This window comes from Pseudomonas sp. SLFW (assembly GCF_009905615.1).
Classification (GTDB): Bacteria; Pseudomonadota; Gammaproteobacteria; order Pseudomonadales; family Pseudomonadaceae; genus Aquipseudomonas; species Aquipseudomonas bambusae.
The window spans coordinates 1-26,202 of the sequence record NZ_JAAAKW010000006.1; the positions used below are offsets into that span (position 1 = coordinate 1).

Annotated in this window: 25 protein-coding genes; 9 read left to right on the top strand and 16 right to left on the bottom strand. The window is 59.2% G+C overall.

What is annotated here, in order from left to right:
- Positions 1-197 precede the first annotated feature (197 nt).
- Positions 198-1,397 (bottom strand): tyrosine--tRNA ligase, encoded by a 1,200-nt coding sequence (tyrS, locus tag GVN17_RS12380; RefSeq protein ID WP_166595883.1) that lies wholly within the window; start codon positions 1,395-1,397, stop codon positions 198-200.
- Positions 1,398-1,609: 212 nt separating this feature from the next.
- Here tyrS and GVN17_RS12385 point away from each other — a divergent pair, with 212 nt between their 5' ends.
- Together GVN17_RS12385 and GVN17_RS12390 are read left to right on the top strand one after the other, a co-directional pair.
- On the top strand, positions 1,610-3,052 hold the full coding sequence (locus GVN17_RS12385) for a peptidoglycan DD-metalloendopeptidase family protein (protein ID WP_166595568.1): 1,443 nt from the start codon (positions 1,610-1,612) through the stop codon (positions 3,050-3,052).
- 3 nt (positions 3,053-3,055) lie between these two features.
- On the top strand, positions 3,056-4,147 hold the full coding sequence (locus GVN17_RS12390; protein ID WP_166595569.1) for an anhydro-N-acetylmuramic acid kinase: 1,092 nt from the start codon (positions 3,056-3,058) through the stop codon (positions 4,145-4,147).
- A gap of 62 nt (positions 4,148-4,209) precedes the next feature.
- Here GVN17_RS12390 and erpA read toward each other — a convergent pair whose 3' ends face one another.
- Positions 4,210-4,560, bottom strand: a complete 351-nt coding sequence (erpA, locus tag GVN17_RS12395) for an iron-sulfur cluster insertion protein ErpA (protein WP_166595570.1) — start codon at positions 4,558-4,560, stop codon at positions 4,210-4,212.
- A gap of 178 nt (positions 4,561-4,738) precedes the next feature.
- Complete coding sequence (gene argC / locus GVN17_RS12400) at positions 4,739-5,773, bottom strand: N-acetyl-gamma-glutamyl-phosphate reductase (protein ID WP_166595571.1); 1,035 nt, start codon at positions 5,771-5,773, stop codon at positions 4,739-4,741.
- Between the two features lie 133 nt (positions 5,774-5,906).
- On the opposite strand from argC, the gene hemJ reads away from it, so the two are divergent.
- The 5 genes from hemJ (at position 5,907) to coq7 (ending at position 9,327) form a co-directional block, all read left to right on the top strand.
- Positions 5,907-6,326 carry a protoporphyrinogen oxidase HemJ gene (hemJ, locus tag GVN17_RS12405; RefSeq protein ID WP_166595572.1) on the top strand — a complete coding sequence of 140 codons (420 nt, stop codon included), beginning with the start codon at positions 5,907-5,909 and terminating at the stop codon, positions 6,324-6,326.
- Positions 6,327-6,371: 45 nt separating this feature from the next.
- The gene (locus tag GVN17_RS12410) at positions 6,372-7,292 is read left to right on the top strand and encodes a DUF805 domain-containing protein (RefSeq protein ID WP_166595573.1); all 921 of its coding nucleotides are present in this window, start codon (positions 6,372-6,374) and stop codon (positions 7,290-7,292) included.
- A 51-nt stretch (positions 7,293-7,343) separates the two neighbouring features.
- On the top strand, positions 7,344-8,129 hold the full coding sequence (locus GVN17_RS12415; RefSeq protein WP_166595574.1) for an SDR family oxidoreductase: 786 nt from the start codon (positions 7,344-7,346) through the stop codon (positions 8,127-8,129).
- Positions 8,130-8,216: 87 nt separating this feature from the next.
- Positions 8,217-8,555 (top strand): histidine triad nucleotide-binding protein, encoded by a 339-nt coding sequence (locus GVN17_RS12420; RefSeq protein WP_166595575.1) that lies wholly within the window; start codon positions 8,217-8,219, stop codon positions 8,553-8,555.
- Positions 8,556-8,679: 124 nt separating this feature from the next.
- Positions 8,680-9,327, top strand: coding sequence for a 2-polyprenyl-3-methyl-6-methoxy-1,4-benzoquinone monooxygenase (gene coq7, locus GVN17_RS12425; protein ID WP_166595576.1), 648 nt, complete (start codon positions 8,680-8,682; stop codon positions 9,325-9,327).
- Positions 9,328-9,520: 193 nt separating this feature from the next.
- Here the strand turns inward: coq7 and GVN17_RS12430 are convergent, their stop codons facing one another.
- Positions 9,521-9,943: an OsmC family protein gene (locus GVN17_RS12430; protein ID WP_062385162.1), complete on the bottom strand. Its 423-nt coding sequence runs from the start codon at positions 9,941-9,943 to the stop codon at positions 9,521-9,523.
- 207 nt (positions 9,944-10,150) lie between these two features.
- Between GVN17_RS12430 and crp the strand changes: the two genes are divergently transcribed.
- Positions 10,151-10,795, top strand: coding sequence for a cAMP-activated global transcriptional regulator CRP (crp, locus tag GVN17_RS12435; RefSeq protein ID WP_166595577.1), 645 nt, complete (start codon positions 10,151-10,153; stop codon positions 10,793-10,795).
- Positions 10,796-10,801: 6 nt separating this feature from the next.
- Here crp and GVN17_RS12440 read toward each other — a convergent pair whose 3' ends face one another.
- From GVN17_RS12440 to GVN17_RS12455, 4 genes are all read right to left on the bottom strand, one after another.
- Entirely contained in the window at positions 10,802-11,497 is a 696-nt protein-coding gene (locus tag GVN17_RS12440) for a lipoate--protein ligase family protein (protein ID WP_166595884.1), read from the bottom strand.
- A 154-nt stretch (positions 11,498-11,651) separates the two neighbouring features.
- On the bottom strand, positions 11,652-12,491 hold the full coding sequence (trpC, locus tag GVN17_RS12445; RefSeq protein ID WP_166595578.1) for an indole-3-glycerol phosphate synthase TrpC: 840 nt from the start codon (positions 12,489-12,491) through the stop codon (positions 11,652-11,654).
- A complete protein-coding gene (gene trpD, locus GVN17_RS12450; RefSeq protein WP_166595579.1) occupies positions 12,488-13,537 on the bottom strand; it encodes an anthranilate phosphoribosyltransferase in 1,050 nt (349 codons plus the stop codon). The genes trpC and trpD overlap by 4 nt, the downstream gene beginning before the upstream one ends.
- 18 nt (positions 13,538-13,555) lie before the next feature.
- On the bottom strand, positions 13,556-14,155 hold the full coding sequence (locus GVN17_RS12455; protein WP_166595885.1) for an aminodeoxychorismate/anthranilate synthase component II: 600 nt from the start codon (positions 14,153-14,155) through the stop codon (positions 13,556-13,558).
- A 469-nt stretch (positions 14,156-14,624) separates the two neighbouring features.
- On the opposite strand from GVN17_RS12455, the gene estP reads away from it, so the two are divergent.
- Positions 14,625-16,565: an esterase EstP gene (estP, locus tag GVN17_RS12460; RefSeq protein WP_166595580.1), complete on the top strand. Its 1,941-nt coding sequence runs from the start codon at positions 14,625-14,627 to the stop codon at positions 16,563-16,565.
- A gap of 147 nt (positions 16,566-16,712) precedes the next feature.
- Here estP and trpE read toward each other — a convergent pair whose 3' ends face one another.
- The 8 genes from trpE to GVN17_RS12500 form a co-directional block, all read right to left on the bottom strand.
- On the bottom strand, positions 16,713-18,194 hold the full coding sequence (gene trpE / locus GVN17_RS12465; RefSeq protein WP_166595581.1) for an anthranilate synthase component I: 1,482 nt from the start codon (positions 18,192-18,194) through the stop codon (positions 16,713-16,715).
- A 70-nt stretch (positions 18,195-18,264) separates the two neighbouring features.
- Positions 18,265-19,083, bottom strand: coding sequence for a phosphoglycolate phosphatase (locus GVN17_RS12470; RefSeq protein WP_166595582.1), 819 nt, complete (start codon positions 19,081-19,083; stop codon positions 18,265-18,267).
- On the bottom strand, positions 19,080-19,754 hold the full coding sequence (rpe, locus tag GVN17_RS12475; protein ID WP_166595583.1) for a ribulose-phosphate 3-epimerase: 675 nt from the start codon (positions 19,752-19,754) through the stop codon (positions 19,080-19,082). The genes GVN17_RS12470 and rpe overlap by 4 nt, the downstream gene beginning before the upstream one ends.
- Before the next feature lie 261 nt (positions 19,755-20,015).
- On the bottom strand, positions 20,016-21,179 hold the full coding sequence (locus GVN17_RS12480; RefSeq protein WP_166595584.1) for an iron-containing alcohol dehydrogenase: 1,164 nt from the start codon (positions 21,177-21,179) through the stop codon (positions 20,016-20,018).
- A gap of 182 nt (positions 21,180-21,361) precedes the next feature.
- Positions 21,362-22,735, bottom strand: a complete 1,374-nt coding sequence (locus GVN17_RS12485) for a sigma 54-interacting transcriptional regulator (protein ID WP_166595585.1) — start codon at positions 22,733-22,735, stop codon at positions 21,362-21,364.
- Positions 22,736-22,932: 197 nt separating this feature from the next.
- Positions 22,933-23,757, bottom strand: coding sequence for an ABC transporter permease (locus GVN17_RS12490; protein WP_166595586.1), 825 nt, complete (start codon positions 23,755-23,757; stop codon positions 22,933-22,935).
- 11 nt (positions 23,758-23,768) lie between these two features.
- On the bottom strand, positions 23,769-25,016 hold the full coding sequence (locus GVN17_RS12495) for an ABC transporter permease (RefSeq protein WP_166595587.1): 1,248 nt from the start codon (positions 25,014-25,016) through the stop codon (positions 23,769-23,771).
- Positions 25,017-25,104: 88 nt separating this feature from the next.
- Positions 25,105-26,136 carry a polyamine ABC transporter substrate-binding protein gene (locus GVN17_RS12500; protein ID WP_166595588.1) on the bottom strand — a complete coding sequence of 344 codons (1,032 nt, stop codon included), beginning with the start codon at positions 26,134-26,136 and terminating at the stop codon, positions 25,105-25,107.
- Positions 26,137-26,202: the final 66 nt, after the last annotated feature.

Genomic DNA, 26,202 nt, shown 5'->3' on the forward strand with positions numbered 1-26,202 from the left:
GGCGAATTCTACAGCGTTACAACTTGCTGTCAACCACCTTTTTCACCGCTGTCGATTCGAACACCAGAACCGAAGCATTTCTTCGCTATCCTGAACCTGTAACTCGTTGATCTTCAAGGAGTTTTCGGTTCCGACTGCGCCGGAAGTGGGGCGAATTATAGACACATCCGGAGGGGCGTCAAGCACTTATTTAAACTTTATTCCAAATTCAACGTAACACGCCCAAACGCCTTCTTGCCGGCCTGACAAACATGGGTCGCGCCTACTTTAAAGACAAAGCCACGATCAACCACTTCGCCATCTATACGCACACCACCAGACGCCAACAGGTCGCGAGCAACCGCAGCGTTCTTCACCAACCCTGCCTTATTAAGGATGGCGCCGATTGGCATGTCTTCAGTCGCTGACACCGATATCTCAGGCAAGTCTTCAGGCAGCTCGCCATCTTTCATCCGGTTGCCCGCAGAACGGTGCGCAGACGCAGCAGCCTCTTCACCATGAAAACGCGCCACGATTTCTTCCGCCAGCTTGATCTTGATGTCCCGGGGATTCACGCCGGCTTCGCAATCAGCCTTGAAGCCTTCGATCTCTTCCATGGAGCGGAAGCTCAGCAGCTCGAAGTAGCGCCACATCAGTGCGTCAGGAATAGAAACGAGCTTGCTGTACATAATGCCCGGCGCTTCCTGGATGCCGACGTAGTTACCCAACGACTTGGACATCTTCTTCACGCCATCCAGACCTTCAAGCAACGGCATGGTCAGCACGCACTGCGCATCCTGACCATAAGCACGCTGCAGCTCACGCCCCATGAGAAGGTTGAATTTCTGATCGGTGCCGCCCAGCTCGACATCAGCACGCAGCGCGACCGAGTCGTAACCCTGGACCAGCGGATAGAGGAATTCATGAATGGCGATGGACTGGTTCGACTTGTAGCGCTTGTCGAAGTCGTCGCGCTCCAACATACGCGCCACTGTGTACTGCGACGAGAGACGGATAAAATCGGCCGGACTCAACTGATCCATCCAGGTGGAGTTGAACGCCACCTCGGTTTTAGCTGGATCAAGAATCTTGAAGACCTGAGCTTTATAAGTCTCGGCGTAATCGAGCACCTGCTCACGGGTGAGCGGCGGACGCGTGGCACTTTTGCCGCTCGGGTCGCCGATCATGCCGGTGAAATCGCCAATCAGAAAGATGACCTGATGGCCCAACTCCTGGAACTGCCGGAGCTTATTAATAAGCACCGTGTGACCCAAGTGCAGGTCAGGGGCCGTAGGATCGAAACCGGCCTTGATGCGCAGTGGCTGACCACGCTTAAGCTTCGCGACCAGTTCGGACTCGACCAGGAGTTCATCTGCACCACGCTTGATCAGCGCGAGCTGCTCTTCAACCGACTTCATTTCAGCCCCGTAATGCCTTATTTCAAAGGGAAACAACCATACAAGATCACCGCCCAAATACAAGTTCTGGCAACAGATGCTCGACGAATCAGGGAACGATCCGAACGTAAGCTTGCCTCAGGCAGGATTTGGTTATATTTTATACAGTTATTTCATCTTCATCATGTCATTCATCTTTTCCATTTCATCTTTTTTCAAAGTCAAAATTACCTATGAACGACACTCCGCCTAAAGCGCCTCCGCTTTATCCGAAGAGCCACCTGCTTGCAGCCAGCGGTATCGCTGCCCTGCTGAGCCTGGCCCTTCTGGTTTTTCCATCCAGTGATGTCGAAGCCAAGAAAACCAACCTGAGCCTCGAACTGGACACACCGGTCGATCAACTCAAGCAACAAGAAGACGCTCAAACGCAGTCTCAAGCCACAGAGTCCTCCACAGATTCCCCTTTTGCGCAGATCGACAACAACGCAGATGAGCCGGAAGACACCGCCAGCACTGCGCCAGCCGCCACTCCTGACAAACCCGAAAAGGAAGTCGCCGCGGCTGCAAAAAGCCCAACTCATCGGGAAGTCGTGGTCTCCAAGGGCGATACCCTCTCTACCCTTTTCGAGAAAGTCGGCCTTCCACCCGCCGCTGTCCATGAAGTGATTGCCAGCAACAAGCAGGCCAAGCAATTCAGCCAACTGAAAAATGGGCAAATCCTGCAGTTCGAGCTATCGCCCGAGGGCAAGCTCAAACAACTGCACAGCAAGCTCAACGACCTGGAAAGCATCAGTCTGTCGAGAACCGACAAGGGCTACACTTTTACTCGTGATGTCAGCAAACCCAACGTACGCACCGCGTATGTCCACGGCGTCATCAGCAACTCCCTGTCGCAATCGGCGCAGCGAGCGGGCCTGAGCCACAGCATGACAATGGATATGGCCAACATCTTCGGCTATGACGTGGACTTCGCGCAGGACATCCGCAAGGGTGACGAATTCGACGTGATCTACGAGCAAAAAGTTGTCAACGGCAAGACCGTCGGCACCGGCAATATCCTGTCTGCTCGTTTCACGAACCGCGGTAAGAGCTATACCGCCGTGCGCTACACCAACAAACAAGGCAATACCAACTACTACACCGCCGAAGGCAACAGCATGCGCAAGGCATTCATCCGCACACCGGTTGAATATGCTCGCATCAGCTCCTTGTTTTCGATGGGCCGCAAGCACCCGATCCTGAACAAGATCCGCGCCCATAAAGGCATCGACTATGCTGCACCACGGGGCACACCGATCAAGGCGACAGGCGATGGGAAAGTGATTCTGGCGGGTCGCCGTGGCGGTTACGGCAACACCGTAATCATTCAGCACGGCGAGACTTACCGCACGCTGTACGGCCACATGCAAGGATTCGCCAAGGGCATCCAGAACGGCTCCAGCGTCAAGCAAGGCCAGGTCATCGGCTATATTGGAACAACCGGCCTGTCGACAGGTCCGCATGTACATTATGAGTTCCAGGTAAATGGCGTTCACGTTGACCCGTTGGGTCAGAAGCTGCCAATGGCAGACCCGATCGCCAAGTCCGAAAAACAGCGGTTCATGCAGGAAAGCCAACCTCTTATGGCGCGCATGGACCAGGAAAAGGCCACCATGCTGGCCTCGAGTAAGCGCTGACCTATGACTTTATATGTAGGTGTAATGTCCGGAAGCAGTCTGGATGGCCTCGACTTCGCACTCGTAGAACAGGATGACCGACCGCGTCTGCTCGGCACCCACTACATTCCTATGCCCGACGATCTGCGCGCAGAGCTGCTTGGCTTGTGCGCCAGCGGCCCGGACGAGCTGGCCCGCGCCGGTATCGCCGAACAGAAATGGGTCCGTCTTGCCGCGCAAGGCGTCCTCGCGCTCCTGGATCAGCAAAACAAGCTGGCCGGCGAGATTCGCGCCATCGGCAGCCATGGCCAGACGATTCGGCATGAGCCAGCGCGTGGCTTCACGATCCAGATCGGTAACCCTGCCCTATTGGCGGAATTGACCGGCATCACTGTCGTCAGTGACTTCCGCAAGCGTGACATTGCGGCAGGTGGCCAAGGTGCACCTCTGGTTCCGGCCTTCCATGAAGCGCTCTTCGATGACAACAAGGACTATCGCGCCGTCTTGAACGTCGGCGGGTTCAGCAACCTCAGCCTGATCGAGATCGACAAGCCGGTTTCCGGGTTCGATTCCGGGCCGGGCAACGTGTTGCTTGATGCGTGGATTCAGGCCCAACGCGGCTTGAGTTACGACAAGGATGGCGCGTGGGGCGAAAGCGGAACGGTTAATGCGGATCTGCTCAAGTTGATGCTCAGCGACCACTTCTTCCAGACCAAAGGGCCGAAGAGTACGGGCCGCGAAGTGTTTAACCTCGGCTGGGTGCATCACCATATGTTCCAGCTGCCGACGTTGAAACCCGAGGATGTTCAGGCAACGCTGCTTGAAGTAACGGCATTGAGCATCACTGAGTCGCTGCAATCGGCCCAGGCCCAGACCAAAGAGTTGTTGGTCTGTGGTGGCGGCGCCCACAACAAGGCGCTGATGGCCCGTTTGGCTGCTCTGCTTCCGAACACCAAAGTTTCCAGCACTGCCGAGTTTGGGGTCGATCCTGACTGGGTCGAAGCCATGGCGTTCGCATGGCTGGCTCATTGCGCGCTGGAAAGCGTTCCGGCCAACCGCCCGAGCGTCACTGGTGCGGCAGGACTGCGTGTACTGGGTGCGATCTACCCCGCCTGATCCAAAAACCAGAATGCAAAACGCCGCGCATCTGCGCGGCGTTTTCGCTTACAGCGAATGACTCAGATCGAGAACGATGAACCACAGCCGCATGTCGTCGCGGCATTCGGGTTCTTGATCACGAAGCGAGAGCCTTCGAGACCTTCCTGATAGTCCACTTCGGCGCCCGCCAGGTACTGGAAGCTCATCGGGTCAACCACCAGGCTGACGCCTTCGCGCTCAACGATGGTGTCATCATCGGCCACGTCTTCATCGAAGGTAAAACCGTACTGGAAGCCGGAACAACCACCGCCAGTCACGAAAACCCGCAACTTCAGGCGATCATTGCCCTCTTCATCGACCAGGGTTTTCACTTTGTGCGCTGCACCGTGCGTGAATTCCAGAGCCGTAGGTGTGAAGGTTTCAACACTCATGCTCAATATCTCCCGGCGGTAAGCCGTCATAATGCGTAATGACGGGCATTATCCACTTCTCCTACAAAATCGGTCAACTATTGTGAAAGCAGCCACGAGCTGCGAGCGACAAGCTGCAAGCGAGAGCTTGCGATCCCGCCCGACCTCGGAGCTTGCCGCTTACCGCTCGACGCAGCTTTTATGGAAGCAAAGCTGCGTGGGACAGGCCCAGACGCTCGTCCAGTTCAAACATGATGTTCATGTTCTGCACGGCTTGCCCCGATGCGCCTTTGACCAGGTTGTCGATGACCGACAGCACGACCACCAGATCGCCACCCTGAGGACGGTGCACTGCAATCCGGCAGACGTTAGCGCCACGCACGCTGCGGGTTTCCGGGTGGCTGCCAGCGGGCATGACGTCGACGAACGGTTCGTTGGCGTAGCGTTTTTCGAACAGCGCCTGCAGGTCGACAGACTTATCCACAACCGTTGAATACAGGGTGGCGTGAATGCCACGAATCATCGGCGTCAGATGAGGCACAAACGTCAAACCGATATCGCCACCGGCTGCTCGGCGCAGGCCCTGGCTGATTTCCGGCAGGTGACGGTGGCCTTTCACGGCATACGCCTTGAAGCTCTCGCTGGTTTCGGCATAGAGCGAACCCACGCTTGCGCCACGGCCCGCACCGCTGATGCCGGATTTGCAGTCAGCGATCAGTCGGGTTGGATCGGCCAGACCCGCTTCCAGCAACGGCAAGAAACCCAATTGAGCGGCGGTAGGGTAGCAACCCGGTACAGCAATCAGCCGCGCAGCTTTGATTTTCTCGCGATTGACTTCCGGCAGACCGTACACCGCCTCAGGCAGCAGCTCTGGCGCGCCGTGCGGCTGGTTGTACCACTTGGCCCATTCGTCCGCGTCTTGCAGGCGGAAATCGGCGGAAAGGTCGATGACCTTGGTGCCCGCGGCCAGCAGCTCGCCCGCCAAAGCGTGCGCCACGCCATGCGGTGTGGCGAAAAAGACCACGTCACACGCGCCCAGTACCTTCACGTCCGGCACGCTGAATGCCAGGCCGTCGTAGTGGCCGCGCAGGTTCGGATACATGTCAGCCACCGGCAGACCTGCTTCGGAACGCGAGGTGATCGCGACCACTTCAGCTTCTGGATGCTGTGCCAAAAGACGCAGCAACTCGACGCCGGTGTAACCCGTGCCACCGACGATACCGACCTTGACCATAACGTGCCCCTCAACGAAACCACTGGAAAGCCGCAGATGATAGGAGTCCAGAGCCTGCGGGACAACCGTGAACGTGACGTACGGGCACCCATGCCACTACTATTTGCGCCACCGTGATTGTGGAAACTTAAAAATGCTCTGGATTAAAGCGCTGCACATCGTCTCGATGGTCTGCTGGTTCGCCGGCCTGTTCTACCTCCCTCGCCTGTTCGTTTACCACGCCATGAGCGAAGACGCCGTCAGCCGTGAGCGATTCTGCACCATGGAGCGCAAGCTCTATCGAGGCATCATGGGCCCTGCGATGATCGGCACGCTGGTGTTTGGCATCTGGCTGATTACACTCATCCCCGGCTACCTCCAACAGGGCTGGATGCACGCCAAGCTGACACTGGTCGTGATCCTGATCGGCTATCACCATATGTGTGGCGCTCAGGTCAAACGCTTCGCCCGGGGGGAGAATGGCCGCAGCCACGTGTTCTACCGCTGGTTCAACGAAATTCCCGTACTGATTCTGCTGGCGATCGTCATCTTGGTCGTGGTCAAGCCATTCTGATCCCAGTGCACTAGACGCCTCTAACCCAAGACAAGGAAGCCAAGCATGGCAGAACACTTCAAGATCGTTTTCGAAGGACAGCTGCGAACGGGTGTGGACCTGGAAACCGCTCGCCTCAATCTCGCGCAATTGTTCAAGAGTGATGTGTCCGGTATCGATCGGCTATTCACCGGTAAACCGATGACGGTCAAACGTGGCCTGACCCGTGATGATGCGCAGCGGTATTTGAAGGCATTGAATGATGCCGGTGTCGAAGCCCGGATCGAGCCAGAACAACCTGTCGCCTGGACGCTGGAAGAAATCGAAGAGCCCGCTCAGGCGAAGCCGGCGTTCGAGCCAGCTGCGTCGCCTTATGCGCCGCCCCGTGCATCGGTGACCACCGAGTGGCCAACCGAAGGCGAATTGAAAGTCTTCACTGTTCAGGGTCGTATCGGACGCCTGCGTTATCTGGCGTGGTCAATGGTGCTGAGCTTCGTGGCGATGCTGCTTGCGGCCTTGTGTTTTGGGGTGTTGAGCATGTCGCTGGTGGCTGGAGGACTGCTGGCCACCGTGCTGGTTATCGTCTTCCTTGTGGTGAGCATTCAGATGGGCGCTCAGCGCCTCCACGACGCGGGGTGGTCCGCGTGGCTGTTGCTGCTGAATCTGATACCCCTGGTGAACAGCGTTTTTCCACTGCTCATGATGGTGATCCCGGGCAACGCGGGCCCTAACCGTTACGGGCCGCCACCTCCCAAAAACACCCGAGCGGTGAAAGTTCTCGCCGTGCTTTGGGTCGTTTTCCTTGCTCTGGTGTTCGTCGCAGCGCTCTTGGGCGGCTTCCACAAAGTCAAAGAGGAAGTCAAAGCCACAACCGGCGAATATGAACAATCGTTGCCTTATGACGACGACTCGGACCAGGCCACACCCGATGTACAGGTTGACCCCGCAACGCCTCCCGATGCAGGCGACGGCGACGACGATCAATAACTGCTTGATCGCATGGAAGCGGTCTCGACATTTGCAACATTGGAGAACTGCATGACCCGTTACGCCCTGGTCACAGGCGCATCCAGCGGCATTGGCCTGGCCATGGCCGAAGCCCTGGCCCGCCGTGGCCGAAATCTGATTCTGGTTTCCCGCCATCGGGACATGCTGGAAAGCATCGCGCTTGAGTTCACCCAGCGTTTCGGCGTTGAGGTGCTGTTCCGAGCCTGTGATCTGGGCGAGCCGCTGCGGCTGTCAGGTTTTTTGCTGGAGCTGGAAGAGGGGGAACGCCAGATCGACCTGTTGGTGAACTGCGCAGGCATCGGCAACAGCGGTCCGTTTCTTGCGCAAGAATGGGCGCAGGAGCAGGACCTGCTGGACCTCAACGTGCTGGCGCTTACCCGTCTCTGCCACACCGTCGGCAACCTGATGGCGGTGCAAGGTGGGGGGCAAATTCTCAATGTGTCTTCGATCATGGGCTTTCAGCCCGGGCCATGGATGAGCACGTACGCCGCGAGCAAGGCTTTCGTGCTGCATTTTTCCGAAGGGTTGCGCGAAGAGTTGAAAAAGACCGGCGTGAAGATATCCGTGCTGTGCCCCGGCCCTACGCGAACGTCGTTCTTCAGAACCGCGCAGCTCAACGCGGACAAGTTCACCAACGATAAAACCATGAGCGCCGAAGAGATCGCGCTGTATACCGTCCGTGCGCTCGACAAAAATCGCGCGGTGATCGTGCCGGGCTGGCGAAACCGCTTCCTGACTCGCCTGCCTCGCTACGCCGGGCGCTGGATGACGCGGAAAATCTGGGGGTCGATCCTCAAGTCACGCACATCCGTCTGACCGGCTAAGGAAGAACAAACGGCTGGGCGTGAACCGACACGCTCAGTACACTCGTCCCACCCCTCTCGAAAACGGAGCAACAAGGCTGTGGAGACTCTGTTCACCAAGATCATCAACCGGGAAATTCCGGCTAAGATCATCTACGAAGACGATCAAGTGCTGGCGTTTCACGACATCGCCCCCCAAGCGCCGGTGCATTTTCTGGTCATCCCGAAAAAGCCCATCGCGACCCTCAATGACGTGACCGAAGAAGACAAAGGCTTGCTGGGCCACATTCTCTTCACCGCGCAGCGCCTGGCCAAGGAGCAAGGTTGCGAGGACGGTTTCCGCGTGGTGATGAACACCAACGAGAAAGGCGGCCAGACCGTCTATCACATTCACATGCACGTGCTGGGCAAGCGTCAAATGACTTGGCCGCCGGGCTGAGTCGCGATTTCAACGACTTACACCCGCCGGGCGTCTATCACGGGCATCGGCGGGCTGACACAGGGCAAGCCTCGCCACGGCGATTGAGGTAGACTGGCCGCCGTGGATTTATCCGGAGGTGCCCATGGCTACCGAACGTCACTACTCCCCTATCGACCGCTTCCTGCTCCAGGCCGATGCCGCGATGAAGACGCTGCTGCCCGCCAGCGCGCATGCTCATCGCCCTTCCCCCGCCATCGTGCAACCCGACACCAAGATGAATGAGACCGACGCAAAACACGTCGCTGGGCTCATGCGCATCAACCATACCGGCGAGGTCTGCGCGCAGGCGCTGTACCAGGGCCAGGCCCTGACCGCGAAGCTGCCGCATGTGCGCAAGGCGATGGAGCACGCCGCCGAGGAAGAGATTGATCACCTGGTGTGGTGCGAACAACGCATTCGCCAGCTCGGCAGCCATACCAGCGTGCTGAATCCGCTGTTCTACGGCATGTCATTTGGCATCGGCGCGGTGGCCGGTCTGATCAGCGACAAGGTCAGTCTGGGGTTTGTCGCGGCGACAGAAGATCAGGTTTGCAAGCACCTGAACGAGCATCTGGAGCAATTGCCTATCGAGGACGAGAAATCCCGGGCGATCCTGCAGCAGATGCGCACCGACGAAGAGTTACATGCCGAGGGCGCCATCGAAGCGGGCGGTTATCGGTTCCCGGCGCCGGTCAAGTTTGGGATGAGCCTGCTGGCGAAGGTCATGACCAAGAGCACCTATCGGGTTTGATCTAAGCGTTGCCGCAGGTTGCCTGCTTTACTGTAGGAGCGAATTCATTCGCGAGACGTAGGTACAGGCGACAGGAAGGTGTCGAATGTACTGACCTCTCGCGAATAAATTCGCTCCTACAGGTTTTTGGGCTGCGCTTTGGCTTGCCGGTGATGGCTGCCCCCGCCAGCAAATCATTGCGATACAGAGCACCTCAACCCAATTCGATGATTTCGTAATCGTGGGTGATTTCGACGCCGGCATTACCCAGCATGATCGACGCCGAGCAATATTTCTCAGCCGACAGCTCGATCGCACGCTTCACCTGAGTTTCTTTCAGCCCACGCCCCTTGACCACGAAATGCAGGTGGATCTTGGTGAACACCTTCGGGTCTTCAGTGGCGCGCTCGGCCTCCAGAAACGCTTCGCAGCTTTCAACGGGCTGACGGGCTTTCTTCAGGATGCTGACCACGTCAAAGTTACTGCAACCGCCCAGGCCGATCAGCACCATCTCCATCGGGCGCACGCCCAAGTTACGGCCGCCGCTCTCGGGTGGGCCGTCCATCACGACCACATGACCGCTGCCCGACTCGCCGAGGAACATGGCCTCACCCGCCCATTGAATACGCGCTTTCATCCCCAGGACTCCGATGCTTGAAAAAAGGCGGCCAGCTTAGCACAGGGCCGAGATGTCGCTGAGTGGACCGGAAATGTCGAGAAGCGACAGAAATGTAGGAAATTTCTGAAAAAAAGGGGAATTGCCGCTGCTGAACTGCGACAAATCGGAAATACTGCCGATACCTATAAGAATGCCGGAAGGCGCAGTTTTTTACGGGACACACCGATGGTTGTCATGACCCCACCGAACAAAGTGAAACTGCTCGATAAGCTCCTCCCCCACGCCCAGCGACGACGCTGCGCCGCCAAGACCAACATTATCTGCGCAGGTGAACAGTCCGAGTCGCTGTACTTGATCATCAAGGGTTCCGTCACGATTCTGATCGAGGACACTGATGGCCGGGAGATGATCGTCGCTTATCTTAACAGCGGGGATTTCTTCGGCGAACTTGGCTTGTTCCAGCAGGCCAGCACCGAGCCTCAGCGCAGCGCTTGGGTTCGGACCAAGACCGAGTGCGAAGTGGCCGAGATCAGCTACGCCAAATTCCGCGAGCTGAGCCAGCATGATCCAGAGCTGATGTACGCCATGGGTGGGCAGATGGCCGAGCGCCTGCGCAATACCACGCGCAAGGTGGGTGATCTGGCGTTTCTCGATGTGACCGGCCGTGTGGCACGCAGCCTGTTGGACCTGTGCAAACAGCCTGACGCCATGACTCATCCTGACGGCATGCAGATCAAAATAACTCGCCAGGAAATCGGCCGAATCGTAGGTTGCTCGCGAGAAATGGTCGGTCGCGTGTTGAAGTCGCTGGAAGAACAGAAGCTGGTTCACGTACGCGGCAAGACCATGGTGGTCTTCGGCACGCGCTGATCGCCGTTACAGCTCTGCGAAAAGTTTCGCGTATCGCTCGGCAAGCCGGTCGAGGAAATCCGGGGCGGCGAACTGTTCGTGCAGCGCGATGTGACTGTCGGCGCGACACCGCTGGTCAAGGTCGCACATCTGATTGAAACGGTTGACGGCGTTGACCATCTCGACCCGCTCGTTATCCAGCAACATCGCTCCATGGGCCAAGACCACTGGCCGCTTGCCGCCTTGGCTCTGCCGCCAACGCTGGGCGGTGCCGACCATCTTGCGACCGTCAAGATTGACGTTGAACCGGCCATCACAGAATGCGCCTTCGACTTCGCCCAATGAGGCCGCGCCGCCCAACTCGCCCAGCACATCAAGCATGGGCTGACACAAACGCAGGTAGGCGTTTTCGATGCGATCGCGGTCAGGTTCGGATTGAGGCTGCGCGTACACCAGAGCCACGTTGACCGTGGCGGGGGATTGAGGCACCGGTTCGCCACCGCTTTCCCTGAGGAGAGTCGGCCAACCAAGATCGGCGAGGGTTTCGCTGGCTTCGGTAAAGCCATCAAGGCGACTTGAGCGCCGAGGCATGACCAGCGCGTGATCATCGGGCCGCCAGAACAAGAGGCCGTAATCGGCATCCCCGGCGCAGACAGAGGCCAGCAAATCCTGCTCGGCCTTGAGGCCGGCTTCAACGCAGATGTCTATCACACGAACGGTCATAGCCATTCAACTCCTCATGGGCCCGACGCCCCTTGTAGGAGTGAGCTTGCTCGCGATCGGGGTGGATCAAACACCACTGCACTGTTTGAACCGACGCTATCGCGAGCAAGCTCACTCCTACAGAGAAGGGGCCTGCCGAAACCGCGCTTTTTCGTCAATCCAGCGTGCTGGACTTGATCGCTGCAGTGCCTTTCTCGGGGAAGAACAGGCGCTGCAATTCCACGCCCGGCTTCTCGGCGCGCATGAATGCTTCGCCCACCAGAAAGGAATACACCTCGCTGATTTCCATCAGCTCGACATCGGCACGGTTGAGAATGCCGCTTTCGGTGATGACCAGACGATCCCGCGGAATGCGCGGCAGCAGGTCCAGCGTGACTTCCAGGCTGACGTCGAAAGTGTGGAGGTTTCGGTTGTTAATGCCGACCAGCGGGGTATCGAGGGTTTTCAGGGCGCGGTCCAACTCGTCGCCGTCGTGCACTTCCACCAGAACGTCCAGTTTGTTGGCTTTCGCGACGGCAGCCAGCTCGGCCATCTGCACGTCATCAAGGGCAGAAACGATCAGCAGAATGCAATCGGCGCCCAACGCACGGGCTTCGACGACCTGATACGGGTCGATCATGAAGTCCTTGCGAATGACCGGCAGCTTGCACGCGCCACGGGCTTCCTTCAGGTACGCGTCGGCGCCCTGGAAGAAGTCGATGTCGGTGAGCACGGACAAGCACGTCGCGCCGCCCGCTTCGTAGCTCTTGGCGATTTCGGCGGGCTGGAAGTTCTCGCGAATCACACCCCTGCTCGGCGATGCCTTTTTGATCTCGGCGATGACAGCGGGCTGCTTCCGTTTGGCCTGCTCGATCAACGCCTTGGCGAAACCACGCGGTGCATCGGCTGTGGCGACCAGGGTTTCCAGCTCGGACAAGCTGACGCTGGCACGGCGCGCCGCAACTTCCTCGGCCTTACGGGCCAGAATCTTTTCCAGTACCGTCGGCACACTCATCCTTCGTTCTCCTGTTTGAATACCGCAGTAAAGGCGCCCAGCTCTTCCAGTTTTTCGCGAGCGAGACCGGTGTGCAGCGCGTCGTGCGCCAGCTCAACGCCCTCTTTCAACGTCGAGGCATGATCAGCAGCATAGAGCGCTGCGCCCGCGTTGAGCACAATCATTTCGGCGGCTTTCTGACCGTTTTCAGTCTTGCGACGGCCCAACGCATCGCGGATCAGTTCGAGCGATTGCTGCGGGCTGTCCACCACCAGGCCAAACAGGCTCTGGCTCTTCATGCCGAGGTCTTCCGGCTGCACCCAGTATTCAGTGACCGCGCCGTTCTTCAGCTCGGCAACGAAGGTGGGTGCCGCAAGGCTGAATTCATCCAGGCCGTCCTGAGAATGCACCACCAATACGTGTTTGCTGCCCAGACGCAGCAGTACTTCGGCCAGCGGACGGCACAGCGCCTGACTGAACACGCCGATGACCTGATGCTTAACGCCTGCCGGGTTGGTCAATGGGCCGAGCATGTTGAACAGCGTGCGCAGGCCTAACTCCTTGCGCGGGCCAGCGGCGTGTTTCATCGCTTGATGATGGGTCTGGGCGAACATGAAACCGATGCCAACAGCGTCGATGCAACGGGCCACCTGAACCGGCGTCAGGTTCAGGTAGACGCCAGCCGCTTCCAGCAGATCAGCGCTGCCGCTTTTGCCCGAAACCGCGCGATTGCCGTGTTTGGCCACGGTGCAACCTGCTGCCGAGATGACCAGTGAGGCAGCCGTGGAGACGTTGAAGATGTTGGCGCCGTCACCCCCGGTCCCGACGATGTCGACCACGCGATCCAGCGTCTTGAGTTCAACCTGACCTGCCAACTCACGCATCACCGAAACCGCGCCGACGATTTCGTCGATGGTCTCGCTCTTCATGCGCATACCCATCAGGAACGCGCCGATCTGCGCCTGGGTGCACTGACCGGTCATGATTTCGCGCATCACGTCGCGCATTTCATCGGTGGTCAGGTCCAGTTGATTCACAACCCGGCCCAGCGCCGTTTTGATATCCATTGCCATGTCGATTTGCCCTTAACCCTGACGAGTGCCGCCGGTCTGCTTGAGGAAGTTGGCGAACAGCTCGTGGCCCTGCTCGGAGAGGATCGACTCAGGGTGGAACTGCACCCCCTCGACGTTCAATGTCTTGTGACGCAGGCCCATGATTTCATCAACCGAGCCGTCTTCGAGTTGAGTCCATGCGGTCACTTCCAGACATTCGGGCAACGTCTCGCGCTTGACCACCAGGGAGTGGTAGCGGGTGACGGTCAGCGGATGTTTCAGACCTTCGAACACGCCTTTGTCTTCGTGGATCAGATCGCTGGTCTTGCCGTGCATCACCTGACGGGCACGTACCACATCGCCGCCGAACGCTTGCCCGATGGACTGATGGCCCAGGCAGACACCCAGCACCGGCAGTTTGCCGGAGAAATGCTTGATCACGTCGATGGACACGCCCGCTTCATTCGGGGTGCAGGGGCCGGGGGAAACCACGATGCGCTCGGGATTCAGGGCCTCGATTTCGGCAACGGTCATTTCGTCGTTGCGGATCACTTTAACGTCGGCACCCAGTTCGCCCAGGTATTGCACAACGTTATAGGTAAAAGAGTCGTAGTTATCGATCATCAGCAGCATTTTGTGCTTAACCTTTTGAACTGACTTCAAGGGTGGCCTTCCGTTTTCAATACCCGCAGTTGTGCACAGGTGAGTCGCGGGCGCTTGTCCGGCGAAACGGCACTAAACCGAGGTACAGAAGGCATATCAATACAGGTCCGGCAAGGCCGGCAGGGAAATAGTCAGGCGCGCCAACGCCAACGGGCGTGAGCCTTGATAACACGCATCAAGAAGCTGCTGACAATCGACACAGGAAAGGTCTCGTTCATACGTTGCCGCACAGTAGCGTACCGCCGCATGTGGCGCAATATCGTAGTGCCCGGGTGGCAGGTCCTGAACGCTTTTTGGCGGCATTTCGAGGTTGGCAAGGGGCAGATGCAAACCTCGACGCCGGCACAGAATGGCGCATCCGGCTGACATAGGGCAGGTCATCTCGTATCGCGGCTGCTACCTTCTGGTACAGCACCACACAATAAGAAGGGACCTCTCGATGCTCAAAACCACTCTGCGCTGGCCTTTTGCTGCCTGCCTGCTCTCCCTCGCCTGCTCCTCGGCAGTCGCGGCCTCCTCCCCTTACTCCACGATGATCGTCTTTGGTGACAGCCTCGCCGACGCCGGACAATTCCCCGATGCCGGCGGACCTCCGGGTTCTACGTTGCGCTTCACCAATCGCACCGGGCCTACGTTCCAGAACGGCAGTGGCGAGGCCTTTGGCTTGAACTCCTCGACGTTGCTCGGCGGGATGCTGGGGGTTGCGCCGGGCGATTTGCAGGCCTCGACCTCGCCTGTCCGTGCGGCTCAAGGTTTGCCCGATGGTAATAACTGGGCGGTCGGCGGCGACCGGACGGATCAGATCCTCGCGGCCATCACCACACAGTCGCAAGTGGCGAACACGGACACGTCGACCGGCGTGACCACGGTGTTCCGCACCCGGCCGGGCTATCTGGTGGAGAACAATTTCCGCGCCGACCCTAACGCGCTGTATTACCTGACGGGAGGGGGCAATGACTTTTTGCAGGGACGCGTCATCAGTCCGGCTCAAGCGGTGAACGCCGCCAACAATCTGGCCGACAGCGCGCAAGTGCTGTCTCAGGCCGGGGCGCGCTACATCATGGTCTGGCTGCTGCCCGACATTGGGCAAACGCCCGCCGTGTCCGGGACCTTTCTACAAGGGCCGTCGACTCTGCTCAGCGGCGTGTTCAATCAGCAGTTGGTCAGCCGTCTGGGGCAGATCAACGCCGAAATAATCCCGCTGAACGTTCCGGGGTTGGTCCGAGAGGTGCTCGACAATCCCGCCCAATTCGGCCTGGCAGCGGACCAGAATCTGGTGGGCACCTGTTTCAGCGGTAACGGCTGCCGCGCCAACAGCGTATACGGCATCAACGGCAGTTCGCCCGACCCGACCAAGTTGCTGTTCAATGATGGCGTGCACCCGACTGTCGCGGGCCAGCGACTGATTGCAGACTACGGTTACTCGATTCTTTCGGCGCCGTGGGAAATCACCCTGTTGCCGGAAATGGCCAACGGCACATTGCGCGCACAGCAGGATCAACTGCGCAGTCAATGGCTGGCGGATTGGGGCAACTGGCAGAACGTCGGGGAGTGGCGCGCCATCGTCGCCGGGGGCGGTCAGAAACTGGACTTCGACGCACAAAGCAATTCCGCCAGCGGCGACGGTCACGGCTACAACCTCACCGTCGGCGGCAGCTACCGGTTTGCCGAGGACTGGCGCGCAGGGCTGGTTGCCGGGGCCTATCGGCAAACGCTTGAAGCCGGGCCACGGGATTCGGACTACAAGCTCAACAGCTACATCGCCACGGCTTTCGTGCAGTTTCAGGCGAATCACTGGTGGGCCGACCTGGCAGCATCGGGGGGCAAGCTCGATTACGACAACCTGAAACGCAAGTTCGCGCTGGGCGTCAGCGAAGGCGCAGAAAAAGGCGACACTGACGGCAATCTGTGGGCACTCAGCGGCCGACTCGGCTACGACCTGGCCGAGCAGAGCAGTCGCTGGCATGTTTCGCCGTTCATCAGCGCTGATTATTCCCGCGTCGAGGTCGATGGTTATTCGGAGAACAGCACCCGCGCCACCGCGCTCAACTATGACGGTCAAACCCGCCGATCCAAGCGCTTGGGCGCGGGCCTGCAAGGCAAGTTCGATGTCACGCCGCAGACGCAGCTCTTTGGCGAAGTGGCCCACGAACGGGAGTTCGACACGGATCAGCAAGACGTGACCATCGCTCTGAACAGCGTGCCGGGGGTGGACTTCAATCTGCAGGGGTATGAGCCCCAGCGCAGTTTGAACCGGGCGAGTGTGGGGTTGAGTCAGCGATTAGCGCCTGATCTGACGCTGAGAGCGGGGTACAACTGGCGCAAGAATGATGACGTGACGCAGCAAGGGGTGAATCTGGCGTTGAGCCTGGATTTCTAACAACCATCAGACCTGTAGGAGTGAGCTTGCTCGCGATGGCGTCGTGTCAGGCAATAAATGTGTCAACCATCGGCCCCGATCGCGAGCAAGCTCACTCCTACAGAAAAACCATGTCCGCCGCACGATTGTGCGGCGACAGGTCGACGATCACGCCTCGGGCGTCTGCTCCGCCAGCGCCACCGCACGGAACATCGCGCGGCGTTTGTTGAGGGTTTCTTCCCATTCCAGCGCTGGCACCGAGTCAGCCACAATGCCGCCGCCAGCCTGCACATGCAGCTCACCGTTCTTGATCACCGCCGTGCGGATCGCAATCGCGGTGTCCATGTTGCCGTTCCACGCGAAGTAGCCCACCGCGCCGCCGTATACGCCACGTTTGACCGGCTCCAGCTCGTCGATGATTTCCATCGCGCGGATTTTCGGTGCGCCGGACAGGGTACCCGCAGGCAAAATCGCCCGCAGCGCGTCCATCGCTGTCAGCCCGCTTTTCAGTTGGCCAGTGACGTTGGACACGATGTGCATCACGTTGGAATAACGCTCGATGACCATCTTCTCGGTCAGCTTCACCGAGCCGATCTCCGAAACGCGGCCAGTGTCGTTACGACCCAGGTCGATGAGCATCAAGTGCTCGGCGATTTCTTTGTCGTCGGACAGCAGATCGACTTCCAGCGCGTGATCTGCCTCTTCAGTCGCGCCGCGAGGGCGAGTGCCGGCGATGGGGCGCACGGTGATCAGGTTGTCTTCGACCCGCACCAGCACTTCAGGCGAACTGCCGACGACGTGGAAGTCGCCGAAATTGAAGAAATACATGTACGGTGTCGGGTTGAAACTGCGCAGTGCGCGGTACAGATCGATCGGCGCGGCTTTGAAGTCGATGGACATCCGCTGCGACGGCACGACCTGCATGCAGTCGCCCGCCAAGATGTATTCCTTGATGGTGTCGACGGCTTTTTCGTAGTCGCCCTGGGTAAAGCTCGAACGGAAAACCGGGTCTGCGGCTTGGGGACGGGTCAGGTCCAGACCGCGACGAGGCGTGATCGGCTGACGCAGTTTTTCCATCAGCGCTTCCAGACGCGCGAGGCCACCTTCATACGCTTCAGGCTGAGACGGGTCAACCAGCACGATCGCATGCATCTTGCCCGCGAGGTTGTCGAACACGACGACCGCGTCAGACACCATCAACAGAATGTCCGGCACGCCAATCGGGTCCGGGTTCGGGCTCTTGCCCAGACGCGGCTCGACGTAGCGCACGCAGTCATAACCGAAATACCCCACCAGACCGCCATTGAAGCGCGGCAGGCCGGGGATGGTCGGCACGTTGTAGCGGGCCTTGAAGGTTTCGACGAACGCTAGCGGGTCTTCGGCTTCCAGACGCTCGATCTCGACGCCGTCGTGGGTCACGCTGATGGTGTGCTCATGCACGCGCAACACGGTGCGGCACGGCAGGCCGATCATCGAATAACGGCCCCATTTCTCCCCGCCCTGCACCGACTCCAGCAGATAGGAATTCGGCTCGTCGGCAAGTTTCAGGTAGATCGACAGTGGGGTGTCGAAGTCGGCAATGGTTTCGAGAGCAAGCGGAATGCGGTTGTAGCCTTCAGCGGCCAAGCGCAGGAATTCTTCGCGGGTCATGATCAGCCTCGTGGTCTGAGGGTAAAACGGTCAGGTGTGCAAACGTGCCGGACGTCCGGCCAGATTCAAGTCAGGCGCGCCAACGCCAGCGGGCCAAGGCCTTCATGACTTTCATCCAGAGATTGCGAGTGACCACCACGATGGATTCTCTAAAGGAGGGAGCTTCAACTGGAGGCAACGTTATCTCAGCCCCCACATCTAAGCAACCGGGAATCAGCTTGCGCAGGTCGTCGATCACCAGCGCCGGAGATTCTTCGGCAATCGGCCGGCCATGGTTGTAGCCATAGCTCAACGCCACACACGCAACACCGGCGGCTTTCGCGGCCAGCACATCGTTGCGCGAGTCGCCCACGAACAGCGATTGCGAGCCGGGCACGCCGGCCATTTTCATCACGAAAAACAGCGCAGCGGGATCGGGCTTTTGTTGTGGCAGCGTGTCACCGCCGACGATCCAGCGAAAGAAACGGCCCAGCTTCATGTCGTCCAGCAGGGGCGCGACGAAGCGCTCCGGCTTGTTGGTGATGAGCGCCATTTCCACGCCCTGCTTCTGCAACCATTTCAGGGTTTCGCGCACGCCGGGGTAAACGCGGGTCAGCGAATGGTTGTCGCCGTAGGCGTCCATGAAAATCGCTAGCGCTTCTTCGGTGGAGGCTTCGTCCACTGAAGAATGGTCCATGTCGTTGGCCAGGGCGCGGCGCACCAATACGCGCACGCCATTGCCGATCCAGTTCCGCACACGTTCGATGCCCGCCGGTGCACGCCCGAGCTGGTTGAGGGTCTTGTCCACAGCTGCGGCCAGGTCCGGCACCGAATCGACCAACGTGCCATCCAGATCAAACATGATCAGTTTGGGCAGGCGACCCGGAAACAGCTGCTCGAAGCCGCTCATGCGCGGGCCAACGCCAGTTCTGCACGCATTTTTTCAATGACTTCTTTGTAGTCGGGCGCATTGAAGATGGCGGAACCCGCGACGAACGTGTCAGCGCCAGCGGCGGCGATGTCACGGATATTGTTGACGTTGACGCCGCCGTCGATTTCCAGACGGATATCGCGACCGGACGCATCGATCAACGCGCGGGCTTCACGCAGCTTGTTGAGCGTGCCGGGGATGAATTTCTGACCGCCAAAGCCCGGGTTGACGCTCATGAGCAGGATCATGTCGACCTTGTCCATGACGTATTCGAGCAGGTTCAGCGGGGTCGCCGGGTTGAACACCAGGCCCGACTTGCAGCCGCCTTCGCGGATCAGTTGCAGGGAGCGGTCGATGTGCTGGGTCGCTTCCGGGTGGAAGGTGATATAGGTCGCGCCCGCTTCGACGAAGTCGCCGATGATGCGGTCAACCGGGCTGACCATGAGGTGCACGTCAATCGGCGCAGTGATGCCGTACTTGCGCAACGCCGCGCAAACCATCGGGCCGATGGTCAGGTTAGGGACGTAGTGGTTGTCCATGACGTCGAAGTGGACGATGTCGGCGCCAGCGGCCAGGACATTGTCGACTTCCTGACCCAGACGGGCGAAATCGGCGGAGAGAATCGACGGAGCAATAGCGAAGGGCTGCATGACGCACCTTTTTGAGCGAAATCACGGTGGCGCGCATTGTACTCCAGAGTTTGAAAGGTGGGTTGTGTGTCAGATAGGCCGCTTTCGCTGCCGTCGTAACCTCCGGCGTCTTCCACAGGGATCGTGGCGTGCCGGAGATGTCTGGACTTTCCCACCGATGTCGCAGCGTCCCGGAAGTCATGACCTCCCGCGAACATTGTGGGAGCTTCCGGAGGTTACGACGGTGGCGGTGACGGTGCGTCAGACAGCCAGCATTCCCGATCAGTAGGCTGCGCGGTAGATTTTCTCGATGTCGGCAGCGGTCAATTTGCGCGGGTTGTTGCGCATGAGGCGGTCGATCTTGCTCGCCTCTTCGGCCATGGCCGGGATGGCATCTTCCGGCACATTGAAGCTGCGCATGCCCGTCGGTATGTCCACGGCGGCGCACAGGTCGGCCATGGCTTTGACGGCCTGATCGGCGGCATCCTTGTCGTTCAGGTGAGCCACGCGTACCCCCATGGCTTCAGCGATGTCGCGGAAGCGCTCGACGCAGGCCATCTTGTTCCACTCCATCACGTAGGGCAGCAGCAAGGCATTGCTGACACCGTGGGCGATGTTGTAACGGCCGCCCAACGGGTAGGCCAGCGCATGCACCGCGCCTACGCCTGCGTTACCGAATGCCATCCCGCCCATCAGGCTCGCGGTGGCCATGTCCTCTCGGGCTTGCAGGTTCGAAGGGTTGGCGTAAGCCTTGGGCAGCGACTTGGCAATCAGCTTGATGGCGCCGAGCGCGATGGCATCGGTGATCGGCGAAGCGTTGACCGACAGGTAGGATTCGACCGCGTGTACCAGCGCATCGACACCGCTCGCGGCGGTCACGCTGCGCGGGCAGGTCAGGGTCATGACCGGACTGACCAGGGCGACGTCCGGCAGCAGGTAATCGCTGACGATGCCTTTTTTGAGTTGCGCTTCTTTATCGGAAAAAATCGCGACGTTGGTCACTTCCGAACCGGTCCCCGCAGTGGTCGGAATCGCAATCAGCGCAGGGCCTTTGCGTTTCACCAGATCGACGCCGAACAGCTCGGCCAGCGGCCCTTCGTGACCGGCAAACGCAGCGACCCCTTTGGCAATATCGATGGCGCTGCCGCCACCCAGACCGATCAGACCGTCGTGCCCACCTTCGCGATAAGCGCGGGTGCAGTCCTCGACGATTGAGATTTCCGGCTCGGGTTTCACCTGATCGAAGATGCCGTAACGACGGCCACCCAATTGCGCCAGCGCGAGGTCAACGGTGCCGGACTTCACCAGAATGGCGTCAGTGACGATCAGAGGATGGGTGACGTTGAGGCGGGTCAGTTCAGCGGAAAGCTGCTCAATGGCGCCTTGGCCAGTGATCAGTTTGTTGGCAATTTTAAAGGCGCTGATGGTGGAGGCAGAGAGACTCATCGGGGCTCGTCCTGTACGTAGTTTTATTGGAAGACGTGCAGAATGAGATAGCGAAAGCTGTGCCAAACCTCGCAAAGCCTTTGGGTATAAGGGCATGCGTGACAGGAAGGTCGGTAGAAGGGAGTTTGACCGCTCAGTTTTGATCAGCTTTATGATCGAATTGAGGCGGTCTGATTGAAATTCTAATCAGACCGCTCCCAACGTTTCATCTTCTGCACCACCGTGGCTTGGCTCACGCCCAGCGCCTTGGCGGCGAGCCGCGTGGTCTTGTGCACCTGCAACGCCGCGCGGATCGCCGAGCGTTCGGCGTTCTCTAGCACCTTGCGCAGCGGCAAGCGGCTGTCGTCAGTGTTTTTCGGGTCGAGGTTGAGAATTTCTTCTGGCAGGTCCAGTGCCTCGATGGTGCCGCTCTGGTTCGTGACCACCATCCGCTCAACGATGTTGATCAGCTCACGAATGTTGCCGGGCCAGGGGTACTCGCACATGAGGTCGAGCGCTTCAAGGCTCCACTGTATTTGCCGCTCATAACGCGCATTAAAGCTGTCGAGGTAGTAATGCAGGAGCGGCGGGATTTCTTCGCTGCGCTCGCGTAAAGCCGGAATGCTGATGGGGACCACGTTGAGTCGGTAGAACAGGTCGGCGCGAAACGTCCCTTCCGCCACCAACTGTTTGAGGTCGTGATGAGTCGCACTGATGATGCGCACGTCCACTTCTTTCAGCTCCAGACCACCGACAGGGATGAAGCGATTTTCTTCGATGACCTTGAGCAGCTTCACTTGAACCGGCAGCGGCAGGTCGCCGATTTCATCGAGAAACAGGGTGCCGTGGTGCGCCAGCTCCAGCAGGCCGCGCTTGCCTTTCGGCCCCGCCCCAGTGAATGCGCCGGGGGCATAACCAAAGAGTTCGGCTTCGATCAGGTTCTCGGGCAACGCGCCACAGTTGAGGGCCAGAAAAGGCTCGCTGGCGCGGGGGCTGGCGTTATGAATGAACTGCGCCACAAGTGTCTTGCCGACGCCGGTTTCACCTTGCAGCAGCACCTTCACCGAACTGCCCGCCACTTGCCGGGCGAGCGCGAACACCCGGCCGGACACTTCCTGATCGGCCATCAATGGCGAGTGCAGCAGGTTGTCCCGTTGACCGGCGTGGAGTTTGGCGGTGCTGTTGCGCAGTTGCTTGAGCTGTTGAAGTTCGTCGCGCTCGTGCTTCATGCGCAGCAGTTCGGTCATGTCGCGAACGGTGCTGACGACGTAGGAAATCCGGTGATCGGTACCGAGGATCGGCGTGGCGCTGACGAGGAGCTTCTTGCCTTGGCTCAGGCTCTGCATCACCGACACCGGGCGGCCTTCTTGCAAAACGCGCAATGAGGCTGATTGGGAGATAACGCCAGCCTTGACCAGTTCCTGCATCGAACGGCCTACCAGCTCTGCGCCGCTGAGGCCGGTCAAGCGTTCATAGGCGCGATTGACCTTGAGCGTCTTGCCGTCGCCATCGGTGATGTACACGCCGTCGTGCAGAGCGTTGAGCAGTTCTTCGAAACTGGCGTCGTTGACGTTCACCGAGGAGCTCCATGACGGGGTGAGGAGCGGTGAAGTTTAAACGGTGACAGAGCAATCGATACAAAACGGGAGGTAGAAATACGATCGTCTGTGGGAGCGAATTCATTCGCGATGCGGCCGTACATTCAACGGAAATGTGTCGAATGTAATGGCCTCTCGCGAATGAACTCGCTCCCATAGGGAGTGATGTGTATCCCTTACTCCACCGCCGTACGCAATTTCTCACTGCGCCCACGCAACCATTCCAGCACCAGCAACAGGATCACAGAGAATCCAATCAGCAGCGTCGCGGCAGCCGCAATGGTTGGGCTGAGGTTTTCGCGGATGCCGCTGAACATCTGGCGCGGCAACGTCGCTTGCTCGGGGCCGGCAAGGAACAGCGTCACCACCACTTCATCGAACGAGGTCGCGAAGGCGAACAACGCCCCGGAAATCACGCCCGGCGCAATCAGCGGCAATGTCACGCGGCGAAACGCTGTGACCGGTGAAGCGCCCAGGCTGGCGGCAGCACGCACCAGGTTGTAGTTAAAGCCTTGCAGCGTGGCCGACACGGTGATGATCACGAACGGCACACCCAACACCGCGTGCACCAAAATCAGCGAGGTGTAGCTGTTGCCCAAACCCAAGGGCGCGAAGAACAGGTAGCTCGCGACACCCACGATCACCACCGGCACCACCATCGGCGAGATGACCAGCGCCATCACCAGCGACTTGCCGGGGAAGTTACTGCGGGTCAGGCCAATCGCCGCCAGCGTGCCGAAGCCCATGGCCAGCAGCGTTGCGGCCGGGGCGACGATCATGCTGTTCTTCAGTGAGCGCATCCACTCTGCGGAGTTGAAGAAATCCTGATACCAGTGCAGCGAGAAGCCTTGCAGCGGGTAGACCAGAAAGCTCCCGGAGTTGAACGACAACGGCACGATCACCAGCACCGGCAGCACCAGGAACAACAGAATCAGGCCGCACAGGATGCGCAGGGTGTAAAACCAGACCCGTTCTGCGGGCGAAGAATAAGGGCTCAACATGGTCATTCTCCTCAGCTCAGGCGCAGACGGCTGGCGCCGACCAGCCAGCTATAAATCAGGTACAGCACGACAGTCGCCAGCAACAGCAAACCGCCCAGCGCCGTCGCCATGCCCCAGTTGATGCTGGTGTTGGTGTAGAACGCCACGAAGTAGCTGACCATCTGATCGTTCGGGCTGCCCAGCAGCGCGGGGGTGATGTAGTAGCCGATGGCGAGGATGAACACTAACAGGCAGCCCGCGCCGACACCGGCGTAGGTTTGCGGGAAGTACACCCGCCAGAAGCTGGCGAACGGGTTGCAGCCCAGGGAAATCGCCGCACGCATGTAGGTCGGCGAGATGCCTTTCATCACGCTATAAATCGGCAGGATCATGAACGGCAGCATGATGTGAACCATCGAGATGTACACGCCAACGCGGTTGAAGACCAGCTCCAGCGGCTTGTCGATGATGCCCATTGCCATCAGCGCGCCATTGATCAGACCACTCGATTGCAGCAGCACGATCCACGCGGCGACACGCACCAGAATCGAGGTCCAGAACGGCAGCAGCACCAGAATCATCAGCAGGTTGCTTTGGCGGGCAGGCAGGTTGGCCAACAGGTACGCCAACGGATACGCGAGCAACAGGCAGATCACAGTGATCACCAGGCCCATCCAGAACGTGCGGGCGAAGATGTCGAGGTAGATCGCTTGATCGGGGGTCGCAGGCGCCACTTCACCGAGGTCATCGATGCGGTGGTCAACGGCCGCCAACAGGTAATAGGGGGTGAAGCTTGAGGTGTTGCGACGGATCGCCTGCCAATACGCGGGATCGCCCCAACGCTCATCGACGGCTTCCAGCGCTTCTTTATAGGAAGCAGGCTCTTCCTTGAACGGAACGGCGCGTGCAGTTTTCGCGAGCAGGCTGCGGTAACCGGCGAGTTCCTGGTTCAGGCGCTTGGACAGGTCGCCCAAGGTCTGATTTTTGCGGGCGTCGGCCAGGTCTTGGCTAAGCGCCTTGTACGCTGATTCCGAGGGCAGGCCTTTGCCGTCCCACTTGGCGACTTCGGTGACAGTGAGCGGCATGCCGCCAACCACTTCAGGGTTGTTCACGCTCTTGTAGAGCAGCGCCGCAATCGGCACGAGAAACACGAGTAGCAGGAAAATCACCAATGGCGCGATCAGTGCCTGAGCCTTCCAGCGGTTGACGCGCTCGGCACGGGCCAGGCGTTGCTTCAAGGTCGGGCTGGCGCCTTCAGTCAGGGGCACGGCGGTGGCCATAGTGAACTCCAAAATCTTTCAACGATGGGTGCGTTTTCTTCCCGCAAGGGGAAAGAAAACGCACCTGGTTTAACGTGACGCGTGACGCTTACTTGGCAGCCCAAGAGTTGAAGCGCTGTTCCAGGTTCTCGCCATAGTCAGCCCAGAATTTCACGTCGATCTGCACCTGATCCTTGATGTTCTCAGGAGTGGTCGGCATGTTTTTCAGAGTGTCGGCGCTCAGCAGCGAAACCGCTTGAGTGTTGGCCGGACCGTAGGCGATGTTCTCGGAGTAGGTCTTTTGCTGCTCTGGCTTGAGGGTGTAAGCGAGGAATTTCTTCGCTTCTTCGGCGTTTTTGGCGCCCTTCGGAATGGCCCATGCGTCGAAGTCATAAACGCCGCCCGTCCAGACCACTTTCAGGTTGCTCTCCTTCTGCACGGCCGCGATACGACCGTTGTAGGCCGAGCTCATCACGACGTCGCCAGACTGGAGATACTGCGGCGGCTGAGCACCCGCTTCCCACCACTGGATGCTTGGCTTGAGCTTGTCGAGCATCTTGAAGGCGCGGTCCTGGCCGTCTTTGGTGGCCAGCACTTTGTAGACGTCTTTCGGCGCGACGCCGTCAGCCATCAGTGCAAATTCAAGGGTGTATTTGGCGCCTTTACGCAGGCCACGCTTGCCCGGGAATTTTTCGGTGTTCCAGAAATCGGTCCAACCGGTCGGCGCGGTTTTCAGCTTGTCGGCGTTGTAGGCCAGCACGGTCGACCACACGAAGAAGCCCACGCCGCAGGTCTGAATGGCCCCCGGCACGTAGTCTTCTTTCTTGCCCAGAATGGCGGGGTCGATTTCTTCGAACATGTCTTCGTCGCAGCCACGGGACAGTTCCGGGGATTCCACTTCTACGAGATCCCAGGTCACGCTCTTGGTGTCGACCATGGCTTTCACCTTGGCCATCTCACCGTTGTACTCGCCCGCAATGATCTTGCCGCTGCCGGTCTTTTCCCACGGCGCGTAGAAGGCCTTTTCCTGAGCCGCCTTGTTCGCGCCACCGAAGGAAATGACGGTCAGGTCCGCCGCCATGGCTTGCGCCGCGCACATCATGCCGACCGATAAGGCGGTGAGCTTCAATGTCTTTAGCATTTATTTTTCTCTCCACGAACAAATGTTGGTTAAGCAATGGGGCGATCGATTCGCCTCTGGGTGCCT